Source organism: Xanthomonas sp. F10, assembly GCF_014206815.1.
In the GTDB taxonomy this organism is placed as follows: Bacteria; Pseudomonadota; Gammaproteobacteria; order Xanthomonadales; family Xanthomonadaceae; genus Xanthomonas_A; species Xanthomonas_A indica.
On the sequence record NZ_JACHNP010000001.1, the window covers coordinates 1,849,206 to 1,862,199 of the forward strand.

At 70.8% G+C, this 12,994-nt stretch carries 12 protein-coding genes and 1 pseudogene; 6 read left to right on the top strand and 7 right to left on the bottom strand.

Features of this window, described 5'->3' with window-relative positions; translation table 11 throughout:
- The first annotated feature begins 133 nt into the window (after positions 1-133).
- Complete coding sequence (locus FHR56_RS08115) at positions 134-1,132, top strand: polyprenyl synthetase family protein (protein ID WP_160947033.1); 999 nt, start codon at positions 134-136, stop codon at positions 1,130-1,132.
- A 239-nt stretch (positions 1,133-1,371) separates the two neighbouring features.
- Here the strand turns inward: FHR56_RS08115 and FHR56_RS08120 are convergent, their stop codons facing one another.
- The 5 genes from FHR56_RS08120 to FHR56_RS08140 all read right to left on the bottom strand — a co-directional run bounded on the left by FHR56_RS08120 (position 1,372) and on the right by FHR56_RS08140 (position 8,069).
- Positions 1,372-2,175 (bottom strand): dienelactone hydrolase family protein, encoded by an 804-nt coding sequence (locus tag FHR56_RS08120; protein WP_160947034.1) that lies wholly within the window; start codon positions 2,173-2,175, stop codon positions 1,372-1,374.
- A gap of 79 nt (positions 2,176-2,254) precedes the next feature.
- A complete protein-coding gene (gene murD / locus FHR56_RS08125; RefSeq protein ID WP_160947035.1) occupies positions 2,255-3,691 on the bottom strand; it encodes a UDP-N-acetylmuramoyl-L-alanine--D-glutamate ligase in 1,437 nt (478 codons plus the stop codon).
- Complete coding sequence (gene murL / locus FHR56_RS08130; RefSeq protein WP_160947036.1) at positions 3,672-5,027, bottom strand: UDP-N-acetyl-alpha-D-muramoyl-L-alanyl-L-glutamate epimerase; 1,356 nt, start codon at positions 5,025-5,027, stop codon at positions 3,672-3,674. The genes murD and murL overlap by 20 nt, the downstream gene beginning before the upstream one ends.
- Positions 5,024-5,476, bottom strand: a complete 453-nt coding sequence (locus FHR56_RS08135; protein WP_160947037.1) for a hypothetical protein — start codon at positions 5,474-5,476, stop codon at positions 5,024-5,026. The genes murL and FHR56_RS08135 overlap by 4 nt, the downstream gene beginning before the upstream one ends.
- On the bottom strand, positions 5,460-8,069 hold the full coding sequence (locus tag FHR56_RS08140; protein WP_160947038.1) for a bifunctional aspartate kinase/diaminopimelate decarboxylase: 2,610 nt from the start codon (positions 8,067-8,069) through the stop codon (positions 5,460-5,462). The genes FHR56_RS08135 and FHR56_RS08140 overlap by 17 nt, the downstream gene beginning before the upstream one ends.
- 260 nt (positions 8,070-8,329) lie before the next feature.
- Here FHR56_RS08140 and FHR56_RS08145 point away from each other — a divergent pair.
- Together FHR56_RS08145 and FHR56_RS08150 are read left to right on the top strand one after the other, a co-directional pair.
- A pseudogene (locus FHR56_RS08145) lies at positions 8,330-8,571 on the top strand (PhzF family phenazine biosynthesis protein); the annotation flags it as partial.
- Between the two features lie 41 nt (positions 8,572-8,612).
- Positions 8,613-9,491 (top strand): PhzF family phenazine biosynthesis protein, encoded by an 879-nt coding sequence (locus tag FHR56_RS08150; protein ID WP_160947039.1) that lies wholly within the window; start codon positions 8,613-8,615, stop codon positions 9,489-9,491.
- Between the two features lie 98 nt (positions 9,492-9,589).
- On the opposite strand, the gene FHR56_RS08155 is transcribed toward FHR56_RS08150, so the two are convergent.
- Both FHR56_RS08155 and FHR56_RS08160 read right to left on the bottom strand, forming a co-directional pair.
- Positions 9,590-10,195, bottom strand: a complete 606-nt coding sequence (locus FHR56_RS08155; protein ID WP_160947040.1) for a glycine zipper 2TM domain-containing protein — start codon at positions 10,193-10,195, stop codon at positions 9,590-9,592.
- 235 nt (positions 10,196-10,430) lie between these two features.
- The gene (locus FHR56_RS08160; protein WP_019796894.1) at positions 10,431-10,862 is read right to left on the bottom strand and encodes an OsmC family protein; all 432 of its coding nucleotides are present in this window, start codon (positions 10,860-10,862) and stop codon (positions 10,431-10,433) included.
- Positions 10,863-11,151: 289 nt separating this feature from the next.
- Between FHR56_RS08160 and FHR56_RS08165 the strand changes: the two genes are divergently transcribed.
- The 3 genes from FHR56_RS08165 (at position 11,152) to FHR56_RS08175 (ending at position 12,968) form a co-directional block, all read left to right on the top strand.
- Positions 11,152-11,550, top strand: a complete 399-nt coding sequence (locus tag FHR56_RS08165; RefSeq protein WP_026143706.1) for an HU family DNA-binding protein — start codon at positions 11,152-11,154, stop codon at positions 11,548-11,550.
- A 142-nt stretch (positions 11,551-11,692) separates the two neighbouring features.
- The gene (locus FHR56_RS08170) at positions 11,693-12,397 is read left to right on the top strand and encodes a tellurite resistance TerB family protein (protein ID WP_160947041.1); all 705 of its coding nucleotides are present in this window, start codon (positions 11,693-11,695) and stop codon (positions 12,395-12,397) included.
- 4 nt (positions 12,398-12,401) lie between these two features.
- Positions 12,402-12,968 carry a M23 family metallopeptidase gene (locus FHR56_RS08175; RefSeq protein ID WP_160947042.1) on the top strand — a complete coding sequence of 189 codons (567 nt, stop codon included), beginning with the start codon at positions 12,402-12,404 and terminating at the stop codon, positions 12,966-12,968.
- The last annotated feature ends 26 nt before the right edge of the window (positions 12,969-12,994 follow it).

A 12,994-nucleotide genomic window follows, 5' to 3' on the forward strand; every position in this document is an offset into this window, starting at 1 on the left:
AATCCTGCCGGGGCGCCGCCCACAGGGCGCGCGGACCCAGGCGTGGCAAGCCCTCCGCCCCCTGCCCCGGCCCGCAGCGGGACGGATGTGGCCGCGCAGCCTATACTTTGCGCACGTTTCCAGTCCTGTCCGCATGAGCATCGCCGAATCCCTCAGCCCCGCCCTGGGCCTACCCCAGATCCAGATGCTCGCCGCGCCGGACATGGCCGCGGTGGACGCCCTGATCCGCCGCCGCCTGGCCTCGGACGTCGTGCTGATCAACCAGATCGCCGACCACATCGTCTCCGCCGGCGGCAAGCGCCTGCGGCCGATGCTGGTGGTGCTGGCCGGCCGCGCCTGCGGCGCCGGCGGGCCGATGCAGCACCAGTTGGCGGCGATCATCGAATTCATCCACACCTCGACCCTGCTGCACGACGACGTGGTGGACGAATCGGACCTGCGCCGCGGCCGCAGCACCGCCAACGCCCTGTGGGGCAACGCGCCCAGCGTCCTGGTCGGCGACTTCCTGTATTCGCGCAGCTTCCAGCTGATGGTGGAGCTGGACAGCATGGCGGTGATGCGCCTGCTGGCCGACACCACCAACCGCATCGCCGAGGGCGAGGTGCTGCAGCTGTTGCACGTGCACAACCCGGACACCGACGAGGCCGCCTACCTGCGCGTGATCGAGCGCAAGACCGCGGTGTTGTTCGCCGCCGGCACCCGCCTGGGCGCGCTGGCCTCCGGCGCCAGCGAGGACGTGCAGGAGCGGCTGTACGACTACGGCATGCAGCTGGGCTATGCGTTCCAGATCGCCGACGACGTGCTCGACTACACCGCCGACGCCGCCGACCTGGGCAAGAACCTGGGCGACGACCTGGCCGAGGGCAAGGCCACGCTGCCGCTGATCCACGCCATGGCGCATGCCGACGACGCGACCCGCGCACGCCTGCGCCAGATCGTCGAACAGGGCGACGCCAGCGCGATGCCGGAGGTGCTGGCCGCGATCGAGGCGAGCAGCAGCATCGACTACAGCCGCCGCCGCGCGGCCGACTACGCCACCGCCGCCGAGCGCGCCCTGGACGGCCTGCCGGAGAACGAGGCCGTGGCCGCCCTGCGCGGACTGGCGCGGTACGCGGTGTCGCGGAAGCATTGATCGCCGGCGCGCTGCGCGCGCCGGATTGGGATTGGGGAGTCGGGATTCGGGATTGGTTAAAAGCGGCTTGTCTGAGATCCGACGCACGCACCGCTGGATCACAGACCAAGTCAACGGCGCACACGCCTTAGATCTGGTTACGCAGTGGAATTGGCAAAGCGCGATGTACCGCTTTTGCCAATCCCCAATCCCGCCAAGCGCGCAGTGCGAGGCACCTCCCGACTCCCGGAGGCACCTCCCTAATCCCGCCCGAAGCGCTCCTCGAAGAAATCCTCGAGCATGCGATAGGCGCGCCTGGCCGCGCGCGGGTTGTACTGGCAGCCCGGCGGGCTGTTGGCGTCGGCTTCGGCGAAGCAGTGCACGGCGCCGCTGAAGTTGACGAACTGCCAGTCGGCGCCGGCGCGGTTCATCTCCTGCTCGAAGGCGACGATGTCGTCGCGGCTCACGCTCTTGTCGTCGGCGCCGTTGAGCACCAGCACCGGTGCCTTGGCGCTGCCCGCGGCCGCCGGGGCGGCGGTGCCCAGGCCACCGTGCAGGCTCGCCACCCCGGCCAGCGGCGCGCCGGCACGGACCAGCTCCAGCACCGTGGTGCCGCCGAAGCAGAAGCCCACCGCGCCGATCCGGGCCGGATCCAGCGGCGCCTTGCCGGCCTGCGCCTTCAGCGCCGCCACCGCCGCCAACGCCCGCGCGCGCAGCGTGGCCGGATCCTTCTTCAACGCGCCGGCGAACTGCCCGGCCTCGGTATCGTTGGCCGGTCGCTTGCCCTTGCCATAGACATCGGCCACCAGCACCACGTAGTCGTCGCCGGCCAGGCGCTTGGCCTTCTCCACCGCGGAGTCGTTGACGCCGCGCCAGTTCGGCACCATCACCAGGCCGGGGCGCTTCTCGTGCTCGGCATCGTCGTAGACCAACACGCCGCTGAAACTGTCCTTGCCGACCTGCCATTCCACCGGCTTGGCCTGCATCGCCGCCAAGGCCGGCAGCGGCAGCGCCAGGGCCAGCCCGAGCAAACCGGTCCACCGCATCATCGAACGTGTGCGCATCGCCCTTCTCCCGTGGGAACCCGCGCGGGAGTGTACGCAAGGCGCCGCCAGCGCGATGTATGCGCCGAGGCGCCGAGGTTCAGGCGATGCCCAACCCCGGAATGGCGCTGATCGCGTCCGGGTCGAAGCCGGCCAGCGCGGCGAAATGGCGGCCGCGCGCCACGTAGTCGCGGTAGGCGCCGAAGCTGGGCGCACCGGGCGACAGCAGCACCACGCCGCCCTGCTCGCCCAGTGCCGTGCGCGCCAGCGCCACTGCTTCCGCCAGGTCGGCCGCGGCATGCAGGCCGAAGCCGGCGCCGGCGGCCAGTGGCGCCAGCAGCGCATGGATGCGCGGACCGTTGGCGCCCAGGGTGACGATCTCCAGCGGCGCGCCACCGTCGCGCATGTGCGCGGCGAAGTCCTCCCAGTCCAGGCCGCGATCGTGGCCGCCGACCAGCAGCGCGATGCGCCGCCCGCGGAAGCACTCCAGCGCGGCAAGGCTGGCATGCGGCGTGGTGCTGATCGAGTCGTTCACATAGGTCACGCCGTCGCGCGTGCCCAGGGTCTGCAGCCGGTTCGGCAACGGCCGGAAGCGATCGGCCGCCGGCGCCAACGCCGCCGCGTCCAGGCCCAGCGCCTCGATCGCGGCCAGCACCGCGCACAGGTTGCCGCGGTTGTGCCGGCCCGGCAGCGGCGCCTGCGCGCTGTCGTACACCGCGGTATCGCCGCGGTAGACCACCTCGCCGCGCATGTGCCAGCCGTCCTCGCGGTTGAACCAGCGCACCTCGCTGTCGGGCAGTTGCAGGCTGGCCAGCTGCGGATCGGCGGCATTGAGCAGGGCGATGCGCGGCCGCGCGTGCGTCACCAGTTCGAGCTTGTCGGCGATGTAGCGCGCCTGGCTGCCGTGCCAATCCAGATGCTCGGGGAACAGGTTCAGCACCAGCGCCAGCTGCGGCCGCGCGCCGCTGCGGGCGACGTCGCCGGTCTGGTAGCTGGACAATTCGATCGCCCAGTACTGCGGCGGCGGCGTGGGCGCCAGTACTTCCAGCAGCGGCACGCCGATGTTGCCGACCAGGCCAGTGCGGTGGCCGCCGGCGCGCAGCAGGTGCGCCAGCAGCGCGGTGGTGGTGCTCTTGCCCTTGGTGCCGGTGACGCAGACGCTGCCGGGCACCACGCCGTCCGCGCCGGCGTGCTCGGCGAACCACAGCGCGGTGCCGCCGACGAAGCGCGTGCCACGCGCGGCGGCGGCCTGCGCCTCGGGCCGGTACGGACTGATCCCGGGCGACTTGATCACCACATCGAACGCAGCCAGGCGCTCGGCGCTGGCCTCGGTGTCCACGTGCAGGTCGGGATCGTGCAAGGCGGCGATCTCCGCCGCCTCGTCGGCCGAACAGAACACCGTCAGCGGCAGCGGACGTCGCGCTTCTCCGTTCCCGGCCCCCGATTCCCGCCCTCGCACCGCCGCATAGGCCGCACGGCCCTCGCGGCCCCAGCCCCACAACGCGACGCGCTGCGCCTCAAACTGCGAAATTCGCACGCACGCGTTCCCACAGGTCGGCCGGGATGCGGTGCTGCGCGTCCAGTTCCAGCAACGGTTCCACGCGCAGGTCGGCGGGGTCGAGCTGCGGCTGGATCTCGCGGATGAAGCGCGCCACCAGCGCGTCCTCCTTCCATTCCGCGCGCGCCGCCAGCGCGGCCATCGCCGCACGCGATTCGCGGCCTTCGCCGACGCACTCGAACGGCTTGTGGTCCTGGAACTCCAGCAGCGCATCGAAGCCGCCGGCCTGGCCGGCATCGTCGAGCAGGTTGCGGCCGAAGATGCGCACCAGCCGCGTCTTGGGCATGAACGGCGCCAGCGCCAGGAACACGAAATGGCACTTCGGGCAGACCCCGCACCAGCGGTGCGCCGGACGCTCGCCGAGGATGTGGAAATTGCGGTTGCAGCTGGAGAAATGCGCGTCGTAGTGGTCGGTCTTGGCGAACTGCCGCGCCACCGCCAGTTCCGACAGCGGGCGCAGCAGCGAGTAGTAGCGCAGGTCCGCGGCCACGTAGCGCTGCACCTGCGTGCCGAACGCCTGCTCGAAGGCCCAGCCCTTGGACCACTGGTGGTTGACCTCGCCGGTGCCGGCGATCTGGCTGCCGTAGCTGGCCGAATGTTCGTTGGAGAACACCACCTGGCCGGCGTCGTGCAGGACCGCGGCGAACACCAGGATCGCCGAATTCACCGCGGTCACCGGGATGTGCCCGTTCCACGCGCCCTGCCGGTTCAGTTCGAACAGCTCCGGCGCCAGCGTGCGACCGATGTTCAAGGTCGGCAGGCCGGTGCGCTCGGCGCAGGCGCGGATCAGCTGCGAGCCGCCGATCCAGGTCACCGTCTGCGCCACGCCGGCCGCACGCAAGGCCTCGATGCTGACCAGCGAATCCTTGCCGCCGCCGATCGCCACCAGGGCTTGGTCGCGCAGCCCCAGCGCCACCGCATCGGCCACGCCGGCCTCGGCGGCTGGGAAGCGGATGCGCCCGCGCAGGTCCAGGCCGTTGCGATAGGCGAACTCGCCCAGGCCGTGCAGGTACACGCTGTCCAGCAGCGCGGCGGTCTCGGCATCGATCGCGTAATCGTCGATGACGATGCGCGGCGGCACCGCCGCCTTGTAGTAGCTGACGCCGGCGATCAGGTGCAGCAGGCGCAGGGCGCGCTGCGCCGCCTGCGCGCGCGCCGGATCGAGCGCGAACGGCGCGCCGGGCACGGTGATGGTCTCCACCAGCTCCGGGCCGTCGTCAAACGCATAGACCAGGCGCGCCACGCCGCTGTCGGCGTCGAAGCCGCAGCGCACGAAGCGGAAGGTGGCGATCTGCTGTTTGTCGAAAGCGGTCATGGACGTCCTGCAAGCACACGGGTGTGCCGCAGGTAGCGGCGGCACAGAAGAAATTCGATCATCGAAAACGGCAAGGCGGCCCACAGCAGCGGCAGGCAGCCGAATACGAAGGCCATCAGCAGCAATTGCCCATGCTGTCCGGCCGGCACCGACGCGGCAGAGGCCGGGACGGCCACCAGCACATACAGCGCCAGCGCCGGCAGGTAGGCCAACGCGGCCAGGAGCGAGGTGCGCAGGGCCAGCGCGCCGGTGCTCGCCGCGGGCCCGCGGCGCTGCCAGCGCAGCGCCAGCCCTGCGCCGATGGCAGCGGCGGCCAGCGCCGGCAACGCCCACTTCAGGCTGTCGGTCCACGGCAGCGACGTGCCGGACTGATCCACCGCGGTGGCAGCCGCCATCGCAAACGCGCCGGCCACGGCGCTGCCCGCGACGAACTCAGTCCGTGCGCGCATCGATCGCCTCCTCGCGGGGCAACTCGCGCTGGTTGTAGGTGCTGGCCATGCTGTAGCCGTAGGCGCCGGCGTCGGCGATCAGCATCACGTCGTCGGGCGCGGTGCCCGCCGGCAGGCGCCGGCGTTTGCCGAACACGTCGCTGGATTCGCAGATCGGCCCGACCACGTCGAACACGGTCTCGGCCGGCTGCTCGAGCCGGCTCAGGTTCGCCACGTCATGCCAGGCGTCGTACAGCGCCGGACGGATCAAGGTGTTCATGCCAGCGTCCAGGCCGACCCGACGGATGCTGTCCTTCTCGATCACCTGCGTGGCCCGGGCCAGCAGCACGCCGCATTCGGCGACCAGGTAGCGGCCCGGCTCGATCGCCAGGCGGAACGCCGGATGCACGGCCTTGGCCTCGGCCAGGCCCTGCGCGAAGGTGTCCAGGTCGAACGGCTCGTCGTCGGCGCTGTACGGGATCGGCAGGCCGCCGCCGATGTCGATGACCTCGACGCTGCCGATGCGCCGCGCGAACCCGGCCAGTTCATCGCACATGCGCCGCCAATGCTGCGCCGTCTCCACGCCGCTGCCCAGGTGCGCGTGCAGGCCGACGATGCGGATATCCAGCGCGCGCGCGGCCTCGACGAACTCGTCGACGCGGGTCGCCGACAGCCCGAACTTGGAGGCCTTGCCGCCGGTGTTGACCTTCTCGTGGTGGCCGTCGCCATGGCCCAGGTCGATGCGCAGCCACAGGCTGCGGCCGCGGAACAGCTCCGGCCAGCGCTGCAGCGCCTCGACGTTGTCCACGGTCACGGTCACGCCCAGCGCGAACGCGGCTTCGTACTCGGCACGGGGCGCGAAGCTGGGGGTGAACAGCACGCGCCGCGGCGACAGCTCCGGCACGATCTCGAACACCCGGCGCAGTTCGCCGTGCGAGACGCACTCCAGGCCGAAGCCCTCCTCGACCAGCGTTTGCAGGATGGCCGGATGCGCGTTGGCCTTGATCGCGTAGTAGCGCTGGTCCACCGCCGCGATCGCCTTGAGCGCACGCGCGCGCTCGCGCAGCGTCGGCAGGTGATAGACGTAGCGCGGCGTGCCGGCCTCGGCCAGGCGCAGCAGATGCGCGCGCTCGCCCTGCCACCACGGTACCGGCCGCGGCCGCACGGTGCCGGCGATCTCGCGCCAGCGCGGACCGAACACCTCGGTCTCCTCCACCGGCATCGCGCCGCTGTCGATCAGTTCGGCGTGCAGGATCGGCAGCAGCCCGTCGGCGTCGGTTTCGTCGATGACGAAGGTCAGGTTCAGGTCGTTGGACGACTGCGAGATCATGTGCACGCGCTCCTTGCCGAACGTGGCCCACACGTCCGAGAGCTTGTGCAGCAGCGAGCGCATGCCGCGCCCGACCAGGGTGATCGCCGCGCACGGCACGATGATCTTGACCCGGCAGATCTCCGCCAGATCGGCCGACAGCGCCGCCAGCACGTCCGTGTTGACCAGGTTCTCGCTCGGGTCCAGCGACACGGTGACGTTGGTCTCGGCCGAGCCGATCAGGTCCACCGACAGCCCGTGCTTCTTGAACAGCGCGAACACGTCGGCCAGGAAGCCGACCTGCTGCCACATGCCGATGCCTTCCATCGACACCAGCACGATGCCGTTGCGGCGGCTGATCGCCTTGACCCCGGGCACGGTGCGGGCGTTGCCGTCGATGCTGGTGCCGGGCAGTTCCGGGCGCTCAGTGTCCAGGATCGCCATCGGCACGCCGCCGTCGCGGCACGGCTTGATCGAGCGCGGGTGCAGCACCTTGGCGCCGGTGGTGGCGATTTCCTGCGCCTCGTAGTAATCCAGGCGGGTCAGCAGGCGCGCATCCGGCACCTCGCGCGGATTGGCGCTGAACATGCCCGGCACGTCGGTCCAGATCTCCACCCGGCTGGCGCCGAGCAGCGCGCCGAAGTACGCCGCCGAGGTGTCCGAGCCGCCGCGGCCGAGGATGGCGGTGCCGCCGTCCTCGTGCCGTGCGATGAAGCCCTGGGTGATCAGCATGCGCGTGGGCTGGGCGACGAAGCGCGCGCGCCACTGCGGATCGGACTGCCACTGGCAGGACACCGACAGGCGCCGCGACCAGGCGCTCTGGTTCGGCTGCGGCGGCAGCGCGTCCAGCCACTGCCGCGCATCCATCCAGCCCATGTCCAGGCCATTGGCGCGCAAGTAGGCCGCGCCGAGGGTGGAGGACAGCAGTTCGCCCTGCCCCAGCACCTCGGCCTGCCAGTCCAGCGTGCGCTCGGCTGCGCGCGGATCTGCGAGCAGGCCGCGCAGCGCCGCCAGGCGTTCGCCCAGCACCGCCTCGGCGTCCAGCTCCAGTTCGGCCAGGAAATCGCGGTGGCGCTGCTCCAGCGCGGCTACGCGCTGCGCGCTGTCGGCACTGCAGTCGGCGATCGCGGTCAGCTCGTTGGTGACCCCGGACAAGGCCGACACCACCACCAGTACCCGCGCACCGGTCTCGTCCGCGCGTTTTTTCGCCAGCCTTCCAATCGTGTCCCAGCGATGACGACGCGACACCGAGGTGCCGCCGAACTTGAGGACGATCCAACGATCGGCAGGAGAGGAAGCTGACATGGAGTGGGGTGTCTGGAGTGTGGGGAAAACGCCCGAATGCTCGGGCGGAACCCCCGATTCTACTGCCAACGGCGCGCCGGTGAGCGAGCGCCGCGACCAGCGACTGGACGGCGTTTCCGCCGGTCCGGTTGGGCAATCCACTGGTCGTGGTGCTCGGCGCCGTCGACCTGGACGCACGGCGCATGCAGCGCCTGGGCCTGGCCGAACCTGCCGGAGACGGGCTGCCCACGTTCGCCTTCAGCGACATGCACGAACACCAGCTGACGGTACGCGCCTTCGTTCCCGGCGTCGGCGTCGCCGAGGACCCGATCACCGGCAGTGCCAACGCGCTGACCGCCGCCATGCTGGCCGCGCAGGGACGACTGCCGGGCCGTGGCGGGCGCTGCGTCGCCAACCAGGGACGCGAACTGGCCCGAGACGGCCGCGTCGAGCGCTTGGTGACGGGGCAGAAGTGTGGATCGGCGGCCTCGTACAAGCGGTGATCGTTTGTAAGATCGCTTGATAAGCTCCGGCCTCCCCCACCGCAGTCCGGAGTTCCCCGCCATGGCCGCACGCCGCTTCTTCCAGGTCGATGTCTTCTCCGCCCGCGCCGGCAACGGCAATCCCTTGGCCGTGGTGCTCGATGCCGATGGCCTGGACGCCGCCACGATGCAGACCATCGCGCGCTGGACGCGCCTGCCGGAAACCACCTTCGTATTCGCGCCGACGCGGCCGGACGCCAGCTACGGCCTGCGCATGTTCAGCCCGCAGAAAGAGGTACCGTTCGCCGGCCATCCCAGCGTCGGCACCGCGCACGTCGTGCTGGAAGCGGGCATCGCCACGCCACGCGACGGCGTGCTGGTCCAGGACGGCATCGCCGGCCTGCTGCCGCTCCGGGTCGACGTGGACGCTGGCGTGCGCAGCATCGCCATCCGTACCCCGCGCGCGCAGGTGGCCGAGATCGCCGATGCCGCCGATCCGCGCCTGCAGGCGGCGCTGCGCGGCTGGGCTCTGGGCGCGCTGCCGCCGGTGCGCATGGACGGCGGCCGCTGCTGGTGGCTGGTCGAAGTGGCCGACGAAGCCGCGCTGCGCGCGCTGGCACCGGACTGGGACGCGATCGCCGCCCTGGCCGAAAGCACCGCCAGCATGGGCGTGTTCGCCTACGCCCGCGCCAGCGGCCAGGCCTATGCACTGGCGGTGCGCGCTTTCGTCGGCAACGGCCGGCGGTTCGAGGACGCCGCTTCCGGCGCCGCCAATGCGGTGCTGGCGGCATGGCTGGACCACAGCGACGCCCTGCCCGGCCACGGCGGCCGCTATGTCGCCAGCCAGGGTCGCGAGGTCGGCCACGATGCGCTGCTGACGCTGCACGTGGACGCGGCCGGCGAGGTGTGGTCGGGCGGGCAGGTGCAGACGGTGATCGAAGGCCACATCGACTGGCCCTGATCGCCGTCGGCCGCCGCGCCCGTCTGCAGCTGCGGACGGGCGCGCAAAACAAAGGGCGCCTCGCGAGGAGGCGCCCTTTAAGTCAGTCAGGCGGTACGTCAGTCGGGCAGGACGTCGACGCGGACGCGGATGCGGTCGCCCGGAGGCGAGGCGGTGCGGGTGTGGTAGTAGCGGCCGCCGTATTCGTAGGTCACGTCGTAACCGTCGACGCGGTCGTAGCGTTCGGTCCGATAGGACACCGGATCGCATTCGCGGACCACGCCGCCACCGTAGCCGCCGCCATAGGCGCGGGTATTGGTGTCGTAGATCGAGCGGCCGGCCAGGCTGCCGAGCATGGTGCCGACCGCGGTACCGACGAAACGGCCATTGCCGCCGCCGACGCGGCTGCCCAGCACGGCACCGGCGATACCGCCGACCACCGAGGAGGCGGTGCGGCCGCCATCGGTGCCGCGGTAGCCGTAGTCGCTGGCGTAGCTGCCGGAGGCCGGACGGTCGTAGCAGCGCTCGGTGGTCTCGCGCGGACCATTGACCTGCACCAGGATCGGATCGGCGCGTACCACGCGCGCGTATTCGTAGGTGCCGGACGCATAACCGCGGTCGCGGTAGTCGTCGTAGCGGGTGTAACCGTAATCCTGCGCGGCGGCGGAGCCGATGACGCCGACAGCGAGCGCAGCGGTCAACAGACGGGTCGAGAGCTTGTTCATGGCGATGGTTCCAAGCGCGTGGATCGCGCGACTGCATGCTCGATCCGACGCGGTGAAACCAGACTGAATTGGGATCGCCGCGGCACGCGCATTTAGCGTTGCGACAGCTAGGCACTGCATCGGGCGCTCGTGCCAGAGAGAGAAAAAGCGCACTGCGTGCCGGACATCGTGCCGGTGGCGCTGCAGGCGCGATGTCCACAATGGCGGCCCGGCCTGCTGCCGGACCGCCTCGGGCTCAGCCGAGCTCCGCTTCCAGGCTGATCGGCACCGCACTGAGCGCCTTGGACACCGGGCAGTTCTGCTTGGCGTCGTCGGCCAGCTCGCGAAAGCGCGCAGCCTCGATGTTCGGCACCACGGCCTTGACCTTCAGGCGGATCTGCGACAGTTGCGGACCGCCTTCCATCGACAGGTCGACGTCGGCGCGCGTGTCCAGCGCGGTCGGCGGGAAGCCGGCTTCCGTCAGCTTGGCCGACAGCGCCATGGTGAAGCAGCCGGCGTGCGCGGCGGCGATCAGCTCCTCCGGGTTGGTGCCCTTCTCCTCGCCGAAGCGGCTGTTGAACGCGTAGCGGGTGTTCTCCAGCAGGCCGCTCTGCGGCGTGTGCAACCGGCCCTGGCCGGTCTTGAGATCGCCTTCCCAATGCGCGGTGGCGTGACGCGAAATGCCCATGCGAGGCTCCTGTCGGTGAGTGGAACGCGGACCATAGGCCAGGCGGCGTTATGCATGCGTGCTCCTGCGCGGCCATCGCGTTGGCCGCGCGCGCCGTGGCAAGGACCCGCGGCACCCCGCGGATTTGCCGGTTCCGGCGCCGCCCGCCGACAGAAAACTCCGCGTTCGCGGCGAATATTCGTGCTTTTTTGCTTCCGGCCTATTGGCGCGGCGTAGCACATGCCCTACATTTCGCCATGCCGACGGGGTCGGCGCGACCCAAAACCACCAAATACGGAATCAGGACATCATGGCAAAGACCGCAAAAAAGGCTGCCCCGAAGAAGGCAGTGAAGAAGGTAGCGACCAAGGCCGCCGCCAAGCCGGCCGCTCCCAAGCCGATCAAGGACGTGCTGAGCAAGTCCGCGCTCGTGGCGCACATCGCCGAGACCAGCGGCGTCATCGCCAAGGACGTGCGCGCCGTGATGGCCTCGCTGGAGCATGCCGTGGCCGGTTCGGTCAGCAAGAAGGGCGCCGGCTCGTTCACCCTGCCGGGCCTGCTGAAGATCACCGCCGTCAGCGTGCCGGCCAAGCCGAAGCGCAAGGGCATCAACCCGTTCACCAAGGAAGAGCAGTGGTTCGCCGCCAAGCCGGCCACCACCAAGCTCAAGGTGCGCCCGCTGAAGAAGCTCAAGGACGCCGCGCTCTGAGCAGCGTCGCCTGATCCAGGCAAGCACATCGACGAGACGGCTTCGGCCGTCTCGTTTTTTTTGGCCGCCTGCGCATTCGGGTTGACGGCCCGCTAAGGCTGCGGCGGCTATACCGGTGCTTCCCTTCGACAGGATCACCTGCATGAAACTACAGGGCTTTCTCGACCAACTGCTGCAATCGGCGCAGGGCGCCGCCGGCCAGGCCATGGGCAAGACCGGCACCGCCGCTCCAACCGCACCGGCGCAGCAGGCCGCCGGCGGCCTGGGCGGCCTGCTCAACGCCGACTTCGGCAAGGGAGCCCTCAGCGGCGGCGCGCTCGGCCTGCTGCTCGGCAAACACCGCACCACCCGCAAGCTGGCGACCTACGGCGGCCTGGCCGCGCTGGGGCTGATGGCCTATCGGGCCTACGGCGACTATCGCCGCCAGCAACTCGGCGCCGCCGCACCCGAACCGCAGACGCTGGACCGGCTGCCGCCGCTGGAAGTGGAACAGCACAGCCAGGCTGTGCTGCGCGCGTTGGTCGGCGCGGCCAAGGCAGACGGTCACCTGGACGAACGCGAACGCAGCCTGATCGAAGGCGAGTTCGCCCGCCTCCATGGCAACGACGCCGACGTGCAGCAGTGGCTGCATGCGGAACTGGAAAAGCCGCTGGATCCGGCCGAGGTGGCGCGCGCGTCGACCACCCCGGAGATGGCCGCGGAAATGTACCTGGCCAGCCTGCTCGCCGCCGACGCGCAGAGCTTCATGGAGCGCAGCTACCTGAACGAACTGGCACGGCAGCTCGGCATCGACGACGCCCTGAAGCAGCGCCTGCAGGAACAGGCCGCGACGCTGCACGCGGACTGAGCGCATGACCGCTGCGTCCGCGCCTTCGCCTGCGCAGCGCCTGCGCCGCGAATTGCTGCGCGCGGCGATGCTTGCCGCGCTGGCGGTGGCTGCCGCCTGGGCCTGGCGGCATCCGTGGGCGCAGCGCCTGCGCGTCGGCTGGGAGCTGGCCCGGGCGCCGGCGCCGACTGCGCTGCACATGCCGGTCGAAGGGGTAGATCCGCGCCGCGTCGCCGCCACCTTCGGCGCGCCGCGCGGGCGCGACCGCCAGCACGCCGGCGTGGACATCTTCGCCAAACGCGGCACGCCGGTGGTGGCGGCCACGCGCGGCATCGTCGTGGCCATCGCCGACCGCGGCCTCGGCGGCCGCCAGGTCTGGGTGCTCGGCCCGGCTCGGCAGCGGCACTATTACGCGCACCTGGAGACATGGGCGCCGGGGCTGCAGGTCGGCGACCTGGTGGAACCCGGCGACCCGCTTGGCGCGGTGGGCGACAGCGGCAACGCGCGCGGCACCCCACCGCATCTGCATTACGGCATCTACGCCGAGGGCGGCGCCTACGACCCGTTGCCGCTGCTGCGCGCCGGACGCTGAACGGAAGCACTGGAACAGAGCGTCGC